Annotated in this window: 15 protein-coding genes and 1 pseudogene; 13 read left to right on the plus strand and 3 right to left on the minus strand. The window is 62.8% G+C overall.

Features of this window, described 5'->3' with window-relative positions:
* Positions 1 to 29: 29 nt before the first annotated feature.
* Entirely contained in the window at positions 30 to 539 is a 510-nt protein-coding gene (locus ACFQDL_RS28375; RefSeq protein ID WP_379912049.1) for a hypothetical protein, read from the minus strand.
* A 94-nt stretch (positions 540 to 633) separates the two neighbouring features.
* Here ACFQDL_RS28375 and ACFQDL_RS28380 point away from each other — a divergent pair, with 94 nt between their 5' ends.
* Positions 634 to 1,077, plus strand: coding sequence for a universal stress protein (locus ACFQDL_RS28380; protein WP_379912051.1), 444 nt, complete (start codon positions 634 to 636; stop codon positions 1,075 to 1,077).
* Positions 1,078 to 1,187: 110 nt separating this feature from the next.
* On the opposite strand, the pseudogene ACFQDL_RS28385 reads toward ACFQDL_RS28380, so the two are convergent.
* Positions 1,188 to 3,057 (minus strand): annotated as a pseudogene (locus ACFQDL_RS28385) (ATP-binding cassette domain-containing protein).
* 254 nt (positions 3,058 to 3,311) lie between these two features.
* Here ACFQDL_RS28385 and ACFQDL_RS28390 point away from each other — a divergent pair.
* Together ACFQDL_RS28390 and ACFQDL_RS28395 are read left to right on the plus strand one after the other, a co-directional pair.
* The gene (locus ACFQDL_RS28390) at positions 3,312 to 5,273 is read left to right on the plus strand and encodes a transglycosylase SLT domain-containing protein (RefSeq protein WP_379912053.1); all 1,962 of its coding nucleotides are present in this window, start codon (positions 3,312 to 3,314) and stop codon (positions 5,271 to 5,273) included.
* 96 nt (positions 5,274 to 5,369) lie between these two features.
* Complete coding sequence (locus ACFQDL_RS28395; RefSeq protein ID WP_379912055.1) at positions 5,370 to 6,167, plus strand: TatD family hydrolase; 798 nt, start codon at positions 5,370 to 5,372, stop codon at positions 6,165 to 6,167.
* Between the two features lie 7 nt (positions 6,168 to 6,174).
* Here ACFQDL_RS28395 and ACFQDL_RS28400 read toward each other — a convergent pair whose 3' ends face one another.
* Positions 6,175 to 6,423 (minus strand): glutaredoxin family protein, encoded by a 249-nt coding sequence (locus tag ACFQDL_RS28400; protein ID WP_379912057.1) that lies wholly within the window; start codon positions 6,421 to 6,423, stop codon positions 6,175 to 6,177.
* Positions 6,424 to 6,744: 321 nt separating this feature from the next.
* Between ACFQDL_RS28400 and ACFQDL_RS28405 the strand changes: the two genes are divergently transcribed.
* From ACFQDL_RS28405 to ACFQDL_RS28450, 10 genes are all read left to right on the plus strand, one after another.
* A complete protein-coding gene (locus ACFQDL_RS28405) occupies positions 6,745 to 8,484 on the plus strand; it encodes a PHA/PHB synthase family protein (protein WP_379912059.1) in 1,740 nt (579 codons plus the stop codon).
* A 183-nt stretch (positions 8,485 to 8,667) separates the two neighbouring features.
* On the plus strand, positions 8,668 to 9,426 hold the full coding sequence (locus ACFQDL_RS28410; protein ID WP_379912060.1) for an ATP-binding protein: 759 nt from the start codon (positions 8,668 to 8,670) through the stop codon (positions 9,424 to 9,426).
* A gap of 76 nt (positions 9,427 to 9,502) precedes the next feature.
* Positions 9,503 to 10,810 carry an MATE family efflux transporter gene (locus ACFQDL_RS28415; RefSeq protein WP_379912062.1) on the plus strand — a complete coding sequence of 436 codons (1,308 nt, stop codon included), beginning with the start codon at positions 9,503 to 9,505 and terminating at the stop codon, positions 10,808 to 10,810.
* The gene (locus ACFQDL_RS28420) at positions 10,782 to 11,876 is read left to right on the plus strand and encodes a DUF3080 family protein (protein ID WP_379912064.1); all 1,095 of its coding nucleotides are present in this window, start codon (positions 10,782 to 10,784) and stop codon (positions 11,874 to 11,876) included. Before ACFQDL_RS28415 ends, ACFQDL_RS28420 begins: the two co-directional genes overlap by 29 nt.
* Positions 11,877 to 12,045: 169 nt before the next feature.
* Positions 12,046 to 12,636, plus strand: a complete 591-nt coding sequence (locus ACFQDL_RS28425; RefSeq protein WP_379912066.1) for an FMN-dependent NADH-azoreductase — start codon at positions 12,046 to 12,048, stop codon at positions 12,634 to 12,636.
* A 72-nt stretch (positions 12,637 to 12,708) separates the two neighbouring features.
* Entirely contained in the window at positions 12,709 to 13,722 is a 1,014-nt protein-coding gene (locus tag ACFQDL_RS28430; protein WP_379912067.1) for a glutathione S-transferase family protein, read from the plus strand.
* A 53-nt stretch (positions 13,723 to 13,775) separates the two neighbouring features.
* Complete coding sequence (locus tag ACFQDL_RS28435; protein WP_379912069.1) at positions 13,776 to 14,180, plus strand: hypothetical protein; 405 nt, start codon at positions 13,776 to 13,778, stop codon at positions 14,178 to 14,180.
* Positions 14,114 to 14,473, plus strand: a complete 360-nt coding sequence (locus ACFQDL_RS28440) for a transglutaminase-like cysteine peptidase (protein WP_379912071.1) — start codon at positions 14,114 to 14,116, stop codon at positions 14,471 to 14,473. The genes ACFQDL_RS28435 and ACFQDL_RS28440 overlap by 67 nt, the downstream gene beginning before the upstream one ends.
* Positions 14,474 to 14,501: 28 nt before the next feature.
* Positions 14,502 to 15,911, plus strand: a complete 1,410-nt coding sequence (locus ACFQDL_RS28445; RefSeq protein ID WP_379912073.1) for a LapD/MoxY N-terminal periplasmic domain-containing protein — start codon at positions 14,502 to 14,504, stop codon at positions 15,909 to 15,911.
* On the plus strand, positions 15,797 to 16,444 hold the full coding sequence (locus ACFQDL_RS28450; RefSeq protein ID WP_379913417.1) for an EAL domain-containing protein: 648 nt from the start codon (positions 15,797 to 15,799) through the stop codon (positions 16,442 to 16,444). Before ACFQDL_RS28445 ends, ACFQDL_RS28450 begins: the two co-directional genes overlap by 115 nt.
* Positions 16,445 to 16,541: the final 97 nt, after the last annotated feature.

A 16,541-nucleotide genomic window follows, 5' to 3' on the forward strand; every position in this document is an offset into this window, starting at 1 on the left:
GACCTTCCTCCCGTTGCGGTGTTCCTGAATCAGAATTGATGGGCAATGACGACCTGGAGCGCATCCCGGATCCGCTCCAGAGCCTCTAGGTCGCCACGCTCACCCCAGAGTGCACTGACATGCACCGGCGTCGACTCGACGGCGACGACATCGTCCGGCAGCTGCGCCAGCACGCTTCGCAGACACTCCAGTTGCGCGGGGGACAGCTGGCGTTCACCGATTTTCCAGCTCCAGCCGGACGGGAGACCGTCACAGGCCAGCGATCCGACACGGAACACCTGCCAGGGAATCAGTCTTTCGCGCACCCGCGCATCCACGCCGTGACGCAGCAGCCGGTAGGCCGGGCGCCGGTACTCCTCGGCTTCCGCCTCCCCCGACGCCCGGGGTCCCAGCAGCGTTACAAGCTGCACCTGAAAGCCCAGGGTGCGGGCGCGACTGCGCAACTGGGCCTGCTCCGTCTGGCGCCGCGTCGGCATCGCCCACATGACCGACCCGATCAGCGACATCATGATCAGCACTATGATCGCCCACTTCCACATCGCCTATTCCTTCCATACATTGATTGATGTCACTCGATCGCCACGCCCGTATGCTAATCTCAAATTACCTACTACCTGGAGGAACATCGCAAAGATGAGCGCTTATAAACGAATTCTGCTGGCTGTCGATCTCTCGGAGGAGTCGGACCAGCTGATCGAGAAGACCTGTGAGATCGCCGAGCGGAACGATGCCGAGCTGAGCCTCATACATGTCATCGAGCCTCTGAGCTTCGCCTATGGTGGCGATGTCCCGATGGACCTGACCACCATTCAGGAGCAGCTTGACGATCATGCCCGCAGCAAGCTCGACAGCTTTGCCGGACGCCTGACACACCCGGTCAAGAACAAGTTCGTGGTCAGCGGCCATACCGAATCCGAAATCCACCGCATCGCCGACGAACAGGACATCAACCTGATCATCGTCGGCAGCCACGGTCGCCACGGCCTCTCGCTGCTGCTGGGCTCGACGGCGAACGGCGTGCTGCACGGCGCGCACTGTGACGTCCTGGCCATCCGTGTCAAGCCGGTCGAGAAATAAATGCGACGGGCAACGCTCGAAGATGAAGACGCTTCGAGCGTCGCCAGTCGCAGCTACAAGCCTCTAGAACCAGCTCCTGCCAACGGCAACCAGGGTCAACGTGCAGCTTTTTACTCCTGCATCGCCTCCAGCTCCACCCAGCGCTCCATCAATTGCTCGAGCAGCTGCTCCTGCTGCTGCAGCGCCTCGAGCCGGGCACTGACCTGGTCGTGGGGACGGTCGTAGAAGTCCGCCGCCGCAACCTCCCGCTGTATCGCCTCCAGCGCCTGCTCCGCATCCTCCAGTTGCTGCGGCAGCGCATCGAGCTCGCGCTGAAGCTTGTAACTGAGCTTGCGGGTCGCCTTGGGCTTCGACTCGGCTGCAGACTCGGGCTTTTTCTGTGCCCCTGTGGCAACCGGCGCCTGCACGACGGGACGCTGCCGGAGCCAGTCCTGGTAGCCGCCGACATACTCGCGCACCCGGCCCTGCCCTTCGAATGCCAGGGTGCTGGTGACGACATTGTCGAGAAAGGAGCGGTCGTGACTGACCAGCAGCACCGTGCCCTGAAACTCGAGCAGGATCTCCTCCAGCAGTTCCAGCGTTTCGACATCGAGATCGTTGGTCGGCTCGTCGAGCACCAGCACGTTCGCCGGCTGACTGAATAGCTTGGCCAGCAGGACCCGGTTGCACTCGCCACCGGACAGCGATCGCACCGGCGTGCGGGCACGCTCGGCCGAAAACAGGAAGTCACTCAGGTAGCTGATGATATGGCGATCGCGGCCATTGATACTGATGCTTTCGCGCCCTGGGAAATATTGTCGATCACGGTCTTGTCCGGATCCAGCTGGCCGCGCAGCTGATCGAAGTAGGCGACCTCCAGCTTGGTACCACGCCGGATTTCGCCGCTGTCCGGCTCGATCTGCCCGAGCACCAGCTTCAGCAGGCTGCTTTTGCCGATGCCGTTGGGGCCGATCAGGCCGATACGGTCACCGCGCTGAATGCTGAGCGAGAGCCGGTCGATCAGGGTCCGCCCCTCGTAGGCCAGGGAGACGTCCTTCAGCTCGGCCACCAGCTTGCCGGATTTCTGCGCTGTTTCCAGGCCGAACTTTGCCTGCCCCTGGCGATTGCGCCGTTCGGAGCGTTCGCGCCGCAGCTGCTCCAGCGCCCGTACCCGCCCTTCGTTGCGGGTGCGACGCGCCTTGATACCCTGGCGTATCCAGACCTCTTCCTGAGCCAGCTTCTTGTCGAATTCGGCGTTGTGACGCGCCTCCTCGGCCAGCATTTGCTCTTTGCGCGCCTGATACTGCCGATAACTGCCCGGGAAGGAGGTCAGGATGCCGCGGTCGAGTTCGACGATCCGCGTCGCCAGCGCATCGACCAGGGCGCGGTCATGGGAGATAAACAGCAGACCGCCCCGGAACTCCTGAGCTGCTGCTCCAGCCACTCGATGGTCTCGATATCCAGATGGTTGGTCGGTTCGTCGAGCAACAGCAGATCCGGCTCCTGCACCAGTGCCGCCCCCAGAGCCGCACGGCGACGCCAGCCGCCGGAAAGCTCCGACATCAGCCGGTCCCCCGGCAGCCCGAGCCGGTCCAGTACACGTTCGACCTTCTGCTCCAGGTGCCAGCCGTCCACCGCTTCGATCTGCTGCTGCAGCGCCTCGAGACCGGCCATATCGTGCTGCTGCACCCGTTCGTCGTACTCGCGCCGCAGCCGGACGATATCCGACAGCCCGGCCATGACCACGTCGCGCACCCGCCGCTCGTCGGCGGCGGGCAGCGCCTGGGCCAGCTGCGCGATGCGGCAGGCGGGGTCGGTCCAGAACTCGCCGCCATCGGCGTGCAGCTCGCCGGCAATCAGCTTTAGCAGCGTCGACTTGCCGGCGCCATTGAGCCCGACCAGCGCCACGCGCTCGCCGGGTTCGATCTGGAAGCCGACCCGGTCCAGCAGCGTTCTGGGGCCAAAGGCGACCGAAATATTGTCTAGACGTATCAGTGGCATAGCGTCATGTATTCAATTCATTTGGGGACCATTATTCTACAGGAATAACCGCCCCAATATGAAAACTGTTCAATACTGTTTTTTCTGCTCGCCTCTGCTTTAGACTGGACAAAAAATTGCTTCCTGCGGTCTTCTACGTAAGCAGGTGAACAGGGGCCATCCTTGGCCCGGTCAGAAAATTGCTCCATGCATTTTCTGAACAGGGGCCATCCTTGGCCCGGACAACTCCAATTAAACAGGGCTGTGGATTGGCTATGAAACCTCTATCTCTGAAGCTCGCGTCGCTGCTGCTGTGTTCGATACCCCTTGTCTCAACCGGCACCCAGGCCGCAGTTTCGGACCCCTTTGCTCAGGACCGGGCCCTGTACCAGCAGGCCGGCGAGGCGCTGGACGCGGGCGACCTCAAACGTTTCCGGACGCTGAAGCAGAATCTGCATCAGTATCCGCTTTACCCCTACCTCGAGTTCGAGCAGCTCGATCGCAACCTTGCCGGCGCGAGCCGAGCACAGGTCGACGAATTCCTCTCCCGCTTCGGCGACACCCTGCTGGCATCGCGCCTGCAGCGGCGCTGGCTCAACGAGCTGGCACAGCGCAGGGACTGGACCGCCCTGCTGCAGGCAGCCGGCAAGCTGGAGATCACAGGCACGCACTATCGATGCCTCACCCTGGTGGCGCGCCTCAACACCGGCGATCGCAAGGGCGCCTTCAGCGAAGCGGCCGACCTGTGGGATGTCGGCGAATCACAACCGGACGCCTGCGACCCGCTGTTCGACAGCTGGATCAAGGCCGGGCAACTCAGTTCCGACATCGCCTACAGCCGCTTCTGGAAGGCCATCGACAGCGGCAACCCCTCCCTGGCACGCTACGTCGAGCGTTATATCACCCGGGCGGACCATAAAGCGGTAACCGCGAAGTTCTGGCAGGTCAGCGCCAAACCGGCACTGCTCGCCGACAGCACCACACTCAAAGGCGCCAATGCGGGTCACGGCCGCATTGCCGCCCACGGCATTCGGGCACTGGCACGCAAGGATCTCGAGCAGGCGTTTTCGCTCTGGCTGCGCGAACGCGAACGGCTCGAGATCGGCGCCCGGACGCGCGAGGAGCTGGATCGGTATTTCGGTGTCCGCCTGGGCAAGAACTTCCTGCCGGACCTCGAGAAGAAACTGCAACGCCTCGATCCGGACTATCGCTACCCGGATGTCACCGAATGGCGCATCCGCAACGCCCTGACACGACTGGACTGGCACCAGGTTCTGGACCAGATCGCCCGCCTGCCCGAAGATCTGCAGCAGAGCGACCGCTGGCGCTACTGGCGCAACGTCGCCGCCGAATCCCTGGGCGCAGAGCCCGCCGACAGGCGCCTGGACGATATCGAGAAACTCACGGCGGAGCGCAGCTTCTACGGCTTCCTTGCCGCCGAGACCCACGACCTGCCCTATGACCTCAATGACGAGCCGGCGCGATTCAGCCAGGCCGACCTGCAGCAGCTGGAACGCAGCGCTGCGTTCCAGCGCATGCGTGAACTGCTGAACCTGAAACAGGAGTATCCGGCGCGCTCGGAATGGAACCATGCCCAGACGCGGCTGAATCCGAAGGAGCGCCACGCCGCCGCTCATCTGGTCAACCAGTGGGGCTGGCACGATCAGGCGATCCGCGGGGCCATCAGCGCCCAGCGCTGGAACGACCTGAGCATACGTTTCCCGCAGCCCTATCGCGCCCTGTTCGACCAGTATGCCGACAGCCGCGGCATCAATCGAACCTGGGCGCTGTCGATCGCTCGCCAGGAGAGCGCCTTTCAGGCCAACGTTCAGTCCCGCGCCGGCGCCCGCGGCCTGATGCAACTGATGCCCAGGACCGCCTCCCAGACCGCGAAACGCTATCAGGTTCCCTACCGCTCGGTATCGGACCTGTACAGCCCGACCACCAATATCGCGCTGGGCACCGCCTATCTGGCGCAGATGCTCGAACGCTTCGACGGCAACCGCGTCTTCGCCACCGCCGCCTACAATGCCGGTCCGCATCGCATCTCCCGCTGGCTGGAGGAACGCGGCCGCCTGCCGCTGGATATCTGGGTCGAAACCATACCTTTCGACGAGACGCGAAACTATGTCCAGAACGTACTGGCGTTCGGCGTGATCTACGATGTTCGCGCCGACCGTGCGACCCGGATGCTGACCCCGAAGGAATCCTCCCAACTGGCGCTCTATCAGCACTGAGTCATGCGATCGTAAGGCCGGGGCTCAGCCCCGGCTGGCAATTCGGCTCCCGGCGGGCATAATGGCGGACCTGTTCGCAGGCGCCCGAGGACCACCATGCTGCCACCGATGATCGACATAGGGGTCAATCTGACCGACAAGAGTTTCGAGCGCGACCTCGACGCGGTGCTCGGTCGCGCCACCGAGGCCGGCGTCACCCGCCTGGTACTGACCGGCACCAGCCTTGCGTCCAGCGAGGCCGCGCAGACGCTGTGCCGGGAAAGCCCCGGACGCCTCTATCATACCGTCGGCATCCATCCTCACCATGCCAGCGACTACAGCAACGGGACCGGGTCACAGCTGCTGGCCCTGGCAAAGGATCCGGCCTGTGTCGCGATCGGCGAAACCGGCCTCGACTTCTTCCGCAACTTCTCGACACCCGAACAGCAGATCCGGGCCTTCGAACGCCAGCTGGAGCTGGCCTGCGACACGCGACTGCCGCTGTTTCTGCACGAGCGCGACGCCCATGAGCGCCAGATCGCGATGCTGCGCGACTGCCGGGATCACTTCAGCCGCGCGGTCGCACACTGCTTTACCGGCACCCGGGAAGAACTCTATGCCTACCTCGATCTCGACCTGCATATCGGCATCACCGGCTGGATCTGCGACGAGCGGCGCGGCGCCCACCTGCAGCCGCTGCTGCGGGACATTCCGCCCGACCGGCTGATGCTCGAGACGGATGCGCCCTACCTGTTGCCGCGGGACATCCGACCGAGGCCAAAGTCGGGCCGCAACGAGCCCTGCCACCTGCCCCATATTGCCCGGCGCGTTGCACAGGAAACGGGCGAGGACGAAGCGCGCCTGCGCCAGCGCCTCCTGAGCAACAGCCTGGAGTTCTTCGCTATACAACCCTGACGGTGGCTCAGGCGTCCAGTGACGCCAGAAAGGTACGCAGCCCCGCATGATCGAACGGCCAGCCCAGCTCGGCGCCGCTCGCCTCGTCCAGCAACACCGGGATACGCAGGGCATAGCGCTCCATAAGGCTGTCATCGAAGGCGATATCGACCTCGTCGACACTGTGCAGCGCCGGATCCAGTGTCGTGACGATCAACTCGACCGCCTCGTCACAGAGATGGCACCCCGAGGTGCTCATCAGCAGGAAATGTCTCATCTTGTCTCCCGGAGAGAGTGGCAGGTTTCAGGGCCTGTCGATTCTATAGACGCCTGCAAGCGACGGCAAAGGCGCTGCAACCCGCTTGTCACAATCAGCGGGCATGATTCTGCCTGCCCCATGCTTGAGCAACTGCAGCATTCCTTTCCCCCGAGACGTACCTGGCTGTACGCTAGGGGTTGTCAGGTCATCGAGCTGAACGATATGCTTGCAACCAGCAGTCTTTTAGCCCATGCACAATGCCGGCACGCCGGCATTGTGCACCCCATTCGCGGCTCAGCCCATCGCGGTTCAGAGCCGCCCCAGGAAAAGGCGGTACAGATGGATAAAAACAGCAACGTGCTTTCGAATCCCCAGGAGTTCATCGACTACCTGAACCAGGAGACACAGAAAGTCCTCGAGATGTTCTCCGCGACCGGCGGCGACGACATCTTTACCCAGTTCACCCAGTCCTGGACCGAACTTGCCACACGCTCCTTCGAGGATCCGACCGTCTGGATCCGGGCCATCACCGACTACCAGCAGGCGCAGTTCGATCTCTGGCGCAACCTGTTCACCGGCCAGCACGAGTCTTCGGTCGTCGAGGCGCCGCGGGGCGATCGCCGCTTCCAGGCCGAGGAATGGTCCAAGAATCCGGTATTCAGCTACATCAAGCAGTCCTACCTGCTGACCTCCAAGCTGCTCAATGAAATGGCCTCCAACGCCAAGCTTTCCGACGGCGAACAGCAGAAGCTCGAGTTCTACACCCAGCAGTATATCGACGCCATGTCGCCGACCAACTTCGCCGTCACCAATCCGGAGGTACTGCAGCAGGCACTCGAGACCAAGGGCCAGAGCCTGATCGACGGCCTGAAGAACCTGCTCGGCGACATCGACAAGGGCCACATCTCGATGACCGACGAAACGGCCTTCGTGCTGGGCGAAAACCTTGCGGCGACCGAGGGCGCGGTGGTCTTCGAAAACCCGATGTTCCAGCTGATCCAGTACAAGCCGACCACCGAACAAGTGGCCGAACGCCCGCTGCTGATCGTGCCGCCGAGCATCAACAAGTTCTACATTCTCGATCTGCAGGAGCACAACTCCTTCGTGCGTTACTGCGTTGACCAGGGGCAGACCGTCTTCCTGGTGTCCTGGGTCAACCCGACGCCGGAGCAGAGCCATCTCACCTGGGACGACTATGTCGGCGACGGCGTCATCAAGGCGATCGAAACCGTATGCGAGATCAGCGGCCAGCCGAAGCTCAATCTGCTTTCATGGTGCGTCGGCGGCACCCTCGCCGCCTCGGCGCTGGCGGTCCTGGCCGCGCGCAAGGACACCAGCGTCGCCTCGGCAACCTTCCTGACGACGCTTACAGACTTCAGCGATCCGGGCGACCTGAGGGTATTCATCGACAAGGAGCAGATCAATCGCCTGGCGAACAAGGTCAGCACCGAGGGCATCCTGCACGGCCGCGAGCTCGCGACCTCCTTCAACATGCTGCGCTCCAACGACCTGATCTGGTCCTACGTGGTCAACAACTACCTCAAGGGGCAGACACCGCCGCCGTTCGACATCCTTTACTGGAACAGCGACTCGACCAACCTGCCGGCCGAGATGTATACCTACTATCTCAACCGCATGTATCTGGAAAACAAACTGGTCGAACCGAACGCCCTCTCCATCTGCGGCGAGCCGATCGATCTGCGCAAGATCAAGATTCCGGTCTACTTCCTATCCACGGTCGAAGACCATATCGCCCCCTGGAAGGCGACCTTCAAGGGCTCCGAGAACTTCCGCGGCAATATCGAGTTCGTCCTGGGCGCCAGCGGCCATGTCGCCGGTGTTATCAACCCGGCTTCCAAGAACCGTCGCCATTACTGGATCGACGGCGAACAGGGCAAGGGCGCCGAGCACTGGCTCGACACCGCCTCCCAGCAGGAAGGTTCCTGGTGGAATCACTGGTCCGAATGGCTCAAGCGTCGCCAGGGCAAGAAAGTGGATGCACCGACCCTGCTCGGCAATGACGCCCACAAGGCGATCGAGCCGGCGCCGGGGAGTTACGTCCGCAACCGCATCGACTAACGGCCCAGCTCCAGGGGCTCCGGCGGTCCGAGTACCGTGGGAGCCCACTCTGTGGGCGAACGACTCCAAGCCCCCCCGATTCGCCCGGTGACCGGGCCCGTTCGACCTATAATCCCCCCTGCTTGCCGCCCCGCGTCCCGCCCTTTATCCTGAGGCCCCTTCAAGCACTCGGGGAACAACGGAATGCACAAGATCGACTGGAACCACTGCCTGGCTGCGGTCTGGCGCGCGCGCACCGGCCAGCTGCGGGAGATTCGGCGCATCGACCCGGTGCGGCTCGAACAGCTGCTCGGCGTTGAACGACAGAAAGCGGCGCTGTGCCTGAACACCGAGCGTTTCCTCGCCGGCAAACCCGCCAACAACGCCCTTCTCTGGGGCTCACGCGGCACCGGCAAGTCGTCTCTGATCAAGGCCCTGCTGCAGCGCTACCGGGACGAGGGACTGCGCATGATCGAGGTCGACAAGGACGACCTGGTCGACCTGCCCGAGATCGTCGACAGCATCCGCGAACAGCCCCAGCACTTCATCATTTTCTGCGACGACCTTTCCTTCGAGGAGGGCGAGAACAGCTACAAGCCGCTGAAATCGGCGCTGGAGGGCTCCCTCGAACTGCCGCCGGAGAATGTCCTGATCTACGCCAGCTCCAACAGGCGCCACCTGCTGCCGGAAAGGATGCAGGACAACGACCAGGCCCGAGTCCACAATACCGAGATCCATTTCGGCGACGCCATCGAAGAAAAGATCTCGCTATCGGACCGCTTCGGTCTCTGGCTGTCGTTCTACCCGATCAACCAGACGGAATACCTGGCCATCGTCGATCACTACTTCGCCGACTGGCAGGGCGACCGGTCCAGGCTCCATGCCGATGCGATCCGCTTCGCCCAGGGTCGCGGCGTGCGCAGCGGCCGGGTCGCACGCCAGTTCTTCAACAGCTGCAGCTGAGCGCGCGATTGACGAACTTCAAGACTCACCCCGGATTTCGGAAGCCCGCGCCCTGTTGCAACTGGGCGCTCCTATCATGGTGGCGCAGCTGTCGCAGACCGCCATGGGTTTTGTCGACACCCTGATGGCCGGACACGTCAGCGCCCGCGATCTGGCTGCAGTGTCGCTCGGCAACGGCATCTGGCTTCCGGTGTTCCTTGCCCTCTCGGGCGTCCTGATGGCAACCACGCCGATGGTGGCGCGCGAGGTCGGGGCCGGCCGACCGCGCGAAGCCGGCGCCCTGCTGCAGCAGGGGTTCTGGATCAGTCTGGCGGTGGGACTGCTGGCGTTCATCGCTGTGCGCAACTGCGAATGGCTGCTGGTCCGACTCGATGTCGCCCCGCCCCTGGTGGAACTGACCCAGGCCTACCTGCGAGGCATCTCCTGGGGACTGCCGGCAATCCTGCTCTACCAGTTGATCCGCAGCTTTTGCGAGGGCTTCGGGCACACCCGGGTGGTGATGAAGATCGGCCTGCTCGGGCTGATCTGCAACATACCGCTCAACTATGTACTGATCTACGGCAAGTTCGGCCTGCCGGCCCTGGGCGGTGTCGGTTGCGGCTGGGCGACCGCGATCGTAATGTTGATCATGCTGCTGTGCGGAAGCCTGTACCTGCTGCGCAACCCCGCACTGCGCGAAGCCGAGCCTTTACGCCGCTGGCAGCGCCCGAGCGCCGGCGCCAGCGCCCGTTTTCTGCGCCTGGGCTTGCCGATCGGCGTGGCGCTGCTGATCGAAGTCAGCATGTTTACGCTGATCGCACTGCTGCTGGCACCGCTGGGCGACATCACCATCGCTTCCCACCAGATCACTATGAGCTATACCGGCCTGACCTTCATGTTGCCACTGAGCATCGCGCTGGCCATTACCATCCGGGTTGGCCAGCTGATCGGCGCCGGCCAGCCCCGGCAGGCGCAACTGGCCGCATCGACCGGCATCCTTCTGGCGCTGCTGTGCGCCACCCTGTCCAGCCTCAGCATGCTGATCCTGGCCACACCCATCGCCCGCCTCTATTCCGGCAATGCCGAAGTGGTTCGACTGGCGGCGGAACTGCTGTCGATTGCGGCATTTTTTCAGTTTTCCGATGCCATACAGGTAAGTGCCGCCGGCGCGTTGCGCGGGTACAAGGATACCGCCGTACCGCTGATCCTGGTGTTTGTCGCCTACTGGCTGGTCGGTATGCCCGGGGGTTACGTACTGGGAATGACCGACCTGCTGCTGCCGGGCATGGGCGCCAGGGGCTTCTGGTACGGCCTGGTCGGCGGCCTGACACTGGGGGCCCTGCTGCTCGGAACCCGGCTCTATCGGATGACTAGACGTGTGGAAAGCCAAGAGGCATATTGCTGAATCACTGCTGACTGCCGCGCTCCTGCTGCTGGCGGGCTGCGACGGCTCCGGCCCCGAGGAGATGCTCGACGACTATGCCTCGCGGGTGTCCAATACCCTCGACGAACCGATCGAAACGGATTTCGATGTTGCCGGTCGCCTGCCGCTGTTTCCGGCCCGGCGGGAACGCTCGCTGCCGCTGACGGACCTGCGACAGGGACTGGTAGAGGTACTGGCGCTGCGGCACTGCGATCTGCTGCACCTGATTGCCGAACGCAACAGCTCGCTGGGCAAGGTCATGGCACCCTCTCAGCAGCTGGTTTACGAGATGCGCTTCCTCGCCCGGCTGCGTGACTGCCGCCGCGACCTCGATTCGGCACCCTCCCCGGACCCGGATCTGCTGGCGCAGGTCAATGCGATCTACAGCGTCAAGTCGCGGGAACTGCCGGTCGCGATCTGGAACGCCGTCTATGCATCGAGCGAAATGGAGGTCAATTTTTCCCGCGGCGATCCGCCCATGCCGCTTGAACCGGACGGCAGCGCCCTCGCCGCGCTGTCCAGCCTCGAGCAGCTGACCGACCTGGCCGCCCTGGCACAGCTGCCCGACTGGCCGCTGCCGGCACTGCTCGATGTTATCGAGCAGCCCTACCAGACACTCAATCGCAACCGCTTCGGAAGCCAGTGGCTGAAATCACTGCTGCTGCTTACCGAAACTCTCGAGCGCACCGCCCGCGGACTCGAAAGTCGCGAGCGGCGCTATCCGCTGTGCCCGCAATACAGGCCGACGCCCGACGCCCGGATCCTGCTCAATGTCTTCACCCAATACTATGCCGGCGCCGTGCAGCCCTATCTGGCCCGGGTCCACCGCGATGGCAGCCGCTGGCGCGACCTCCACCTGACACTGATGCATCAGCTGCCCGCCACCGAGGCGATGCAGCAGTACCGCTGGCAGGTCTTTGCCGGGGAGAACCCCGACAGCCTCTGGCAGCGCTATATTCTCGCCCGCGACCACCATACCAGCGCCTGGCAGGCCGTGCTGCGCCGCTGCGGACTGATGCCGGGTGTTGAGAATACAGCCGACAGTTAACAGCTCACAGCAACAGCCGGCTACCAATCGCTGTGAACTGCCAACGCCTATCTGTTAACTTCCAACCATTCAATTAATTTGAACCAATAACTGAGTTTATTCCGATTTTCTACTCGCCTCCATCACCCCATAATGGCTCCAACACTGAGACAACAACGGAGACATCAGCATGACCAAGGTACTCGTTCTTCAATCAAGCGCACTGAACGAAAACTCCAACACCCGGTTTATCGCCAACAAGCTGCTCGAGCGCCTTGGCCGCGACAATGCACTCGATGTCAGCACCCGCGACCTGGCCGGCAAGCCGCTGCCGCACCTGAACGAAGCAACGCTCGGCGCCTTCTTCTCGCCGGCCGATCAACGCACGGCCGAACAGCAGCAGGCGGTTGCGCTGTCGGACGAACTGATCGCCGAGCTGCTGGCCGCCGACGTCCTGGTGATCGGCGCCCCGATGTACAACTTCGGCGTACCCTCGACCCTGAAGGCCTATCTTGACCATATCGCCCGCGCCGGCATCACGTTCAAGTACACCGAAACCGGCCCGGTAGGCCTGGTCGAAAACAAAAAGGCCTATATCGTTGCCGCGGCCGGTGGCATCCACGCCGGCACGCCCCGCGACTTCGTCGCCCCCTACCTGAAAACCTTCCTGGGCTTTATCGGCATCGACGATGTCGAGCTGATCCAGGCGGAAGGCATGAGCATGCAGGATCAGAAAGAGGCGGCCATCGAGAAGGCGCTCGACGAGATCGAACGGATCTGACGTCCGGGTGACCAACTGAACAGAGCCCCTGTGCAGGGGCTTTTCGTCAACTCAACGCGGGAGGCAGCAACGATGGGATTACTGGTGAATGGGCAATGGCACGATCAGTGGTACGACACCAGCAGCCACGGAGGACGTTTCGAACGCGACCAGTCGCTTTTTCGCAACCGCATCGGCGAAGGCCCCTTCCGCGCCGAAGCCGGACGCTATCACCTCTATGTCTCGCTCGCCTGCCCCTGGGCCCATCGCACCCTGATCGCCCACCGGCTGAAAGGTCTGGACAAGATCGTCAGCATCAGCAGCGTGCATCCGCTGATGCTGAAAAATGGCTGGGAGTACCGCCAGGATCCTGCCTTCAAACATCCTCGATACGCCCTCGGCGACCCGCTCTACGGCAGCCGCTACCATCATCAGCTGTATACCCGCGCCAGGCCGGACTACAGCGGCCGGGTCACGGTGCCGGTACTCTGGGACCGAAAGGAGGCCACGATCGTCAACAACGAGTCGGCCGATATCCTGCGGATCTTCAACAGCGCTTTCGCCGGTCTGCAGAACCAGGGGCCCGACCTTTACCCCAAGGCCCTGCGCCGCGACATCGACAGCATCAACGAGCAGGTTTACGCCAGCATCAACAACGGCGTCTACCGTTGTGGCTTCGCCACCACTCAGGAGGCCTACGAGGAAGCCTTCGAGGCGCTGTTCGAGGCACTCGACGAGGTCGAGGCGCGCCTGAGCCGCCAGCGCTACCTGGCCGGCGACCGCCTGACCGAGGCCGACTGGCGTCTGTTCACCACCCTGGTGCGCTTCGATCCGGTCTACCATGGCCACTTCAAGGCCAATCTGCGCCGCATCGCCGACTATCCCAACCTGTCCAATTACCTGCGCGAACTCTATCAGTTGCCGGGTATTGCCGAGACCACCGATTTCCGCCATATCAAGCACCACTACTATGCCAGCCACCGGAGCATCAATCCGACCGGCATCGTGCCCAGGGGACCTGCGATCGAACTTGAGCGCGGACATGACCGCGCCCGCCTCGATAGTCCCGCCGAGCGGGCAACACCGGCATCGCCTCCCGCCCCTTGAGCGCCGGCCCGGCTTGATCCACTATAGGGCTATCAGGGAAGAGGACGCCACGAGTGCCTTCGCAGCCAGCCGCGCACAGGGAACCATCAAAACCCGGGCTACAGACCCGGGTTTCGCTGTTTCTGACACTGCTGCTGGTCCTGGCGGGCATCAGCGTCGGGCTGCTCGCCGACAACCACGGCATTCGCCTCAGCCAGCAGCAGATCAATGAGCTGGCCCGCACCTACGGCGAGCCAGCCAGGCGCCGGCTGACCGCCTGGCAGCAACTGCTCGTGGACCTGGCCGACGCCGACGAGATGACCAAGCTGCGCGAGGTCAACCTTTTTTCAACCAGGTCCGCTTCGTCGACGATATTCGTCACTGGAAAAAGAACGACTACTGGGCCACGCCGGTGGAGTTTCTGGTCAGCAACGGCGGCGACTGCGAAGATTTCTCGATCGCCAAGTACTACACCCTGAGGGAGCTGGGCGTTCCGATCGAGAAGATGAGCATCGCCTACGTCAAGGCACTGGAACTCAACCAGGCGCACATGGTACTGACCTACTACGAGGCGCCGGACCGCATTCCACTGGTGCTCGACAACCTGACCCCCGATATCAGCACCGCCGATCAGCGTCGCGACCTGCAGCACGTATACAGCTTCAATGGCGACAACCTCTGGCTGTCGAAAAAGGGCCGGCGCGCGGATCTCGTCGGCGCCTCGGACCGGCTCAAGCCCTGGGTGCAGGTACAATCAAGGATAGGACAATAGAAATGCCAGGCAGAGAAAGGAAACCTTCATGTCCCTCGTGAACCAGTTGATCGCCGCTGTACTCGCGGTACTGTTCGGACTTGCCTCCGTTACGCTGTATATCGTCTCGGACAGCTCCAAGCGCATGCTGATGAATCAGCTCGAGTCCCATGCCCTCGATACCGCGACGCACCTGGGACTCTACCTGGCACCCTATATCGCCAGTCATGACCAGGCCACGGTCGAAACCACGGTCAATGCGATCTTCGACAGCGGCTTTTACCGCCAGATCGATGTCGTCACCGCGAACCGGGAACGGCTGTTCAGCAAATCGACCGAGGCGGTGATCGACCAGTCGGTGCCGCAGTGGTTCGTCGACCTCGTGAAACTCGATCCCCCCTCGATGACGCGGGAGGTCACCTTCAACTGGAACAAGGTCGGCTCGATCTATGTACAGGGGCATCCGGGCTACGCCTATCAGGCCTACTGGCGTACAGCCAAGGAGATGCTGGTGTGGTTCGTGCTGCTGTCACTCGTGGCGAGCCTTGCCATCATGCTGCTGCTGCGGGTGATCCTGAAGCCGCTCAAGGGCGTCGAGCAGCAGGCCATGGCGCTCAGCCACAAGCAGTATATCGAGCAACCGTCGATTCCGGCCACACGGGAGCTGCGCCGGGTGGTGCTGGCGATGAACCAGATGGTGAAACAGGTGCATCAGATGTTCGAGGAGCAGAGCAAGAACATCGAGGAACTGCGTCGCAGCGCCTATCAGGATGAGCTCACCGGGTTGCCCAATGCCCGCGCCACCCGGGCCCAGCTCGGTGAACACCTCGACCACCGCGAAGACTTTGGTCCCGGCACCCTGTTCTATGTCCATATCGATGGACTACAGGAACTCAACCAGCGCCTGGGGCAGGAGAAAACCAACAACTTTATCCGCCTGGTTGCCGAACGGCTTGCCGACATCGCCGCGGGTGCGGCCCACCCCATCATCGGCCGTCTGAGCGGTGCCGATTTCGTGCTGCTGATCGAACGTCGACCCGCTGACGCCCTGCAGCGCCTGGTGAACGGTCTGCTCGCCGGCTTCGATGAGCATTACCGACAGCTGGCCCAGGACGCCACGCCACGACCGGCACCGGTACAGATCGGCATTGCACACGGTTCGGACAAGAGCAGTTCAAGCGAGTTGCTGTCCAACGGCCGCCTTGCCCTGGAGACTGCCGCGAAGGAACGCAAGCGCGAGCACCAGTACTTCAAGCCGGGGGCGAGATCGTCGATGAAAGCTGGCACCAGCATGTGGCCAGCGCCATCGGCAATGAGCAGATCTTCCTGCAGGCCCAGCCGGTCATCGGCGCCGATCGGCAGGCGCTGCAGCAGGAAGTGTTCGCCCGCATCCTCAACCGTGACAATGCTCCCTGCAGCGCCGGCGACTTTATCAGCGTGGTTCGGGAACTGGGCCTAATGGTGAACATGGATCGGGCGGTGGTGAATCATGTACTGAGCCACCTGCAGTCCCATCCGCAGCCCCCCACGATCGCGATCAATCTGTCGAACGATGCGGTCCGGGACGAGAGTTTCCACGACTGGCTGCTGGAACGGCTGGGCAGCTTCGCCCAGCCCGGGCGTTTCGGCATCGAGATAAACGAATCTTCGGTTCTGAACAACCTGGCCGGCATCGAGAAACTGCGCGCCGCACTGCGCAGTCTCGACTGCCTGTTCGGGGTCGACAACTTCGGCGTCCACCCCAGCGGTTTCGGCTATCTGTACCGGCTGCAACCGGACTACATCAAGATCGATGGCTCACTGCTGCAGGATATCGACAGCAACGCCCAGGACCAGTTTTTCGTCAGCAGCCTGATCAGCGTCGCCCACAGCCTCGACATCCGTGCCTACGCCGAGCGCATCGAGCGCGACAGCCAGCGCGACCAGCTGCAACAGCTCAAGATCGATGGCGCCCAGGGATATCTGTACGGCGCACCGAAGGCCCTCAGCTGAATCCGCAGGGTGGAATGAGCCGGCAGACTCCCCTGAGTTTTGCTCCTGCAAACTCAGGATTTCCGCCATCCCTGGCGGTCATTCCACCCTGCGGTGC

Source organism: Marinobacterium aestuariivivens (genome assembly GCF_042661465.1).
GTDB classification, from domain to species: domain Bacteria; phylum Pseudomonadota; class Gammaproteobacteria; order Pseudomonadales; family Balneatricaceae; genus Marinobacterium_A; species Marinobacterium_A aestuariivivens.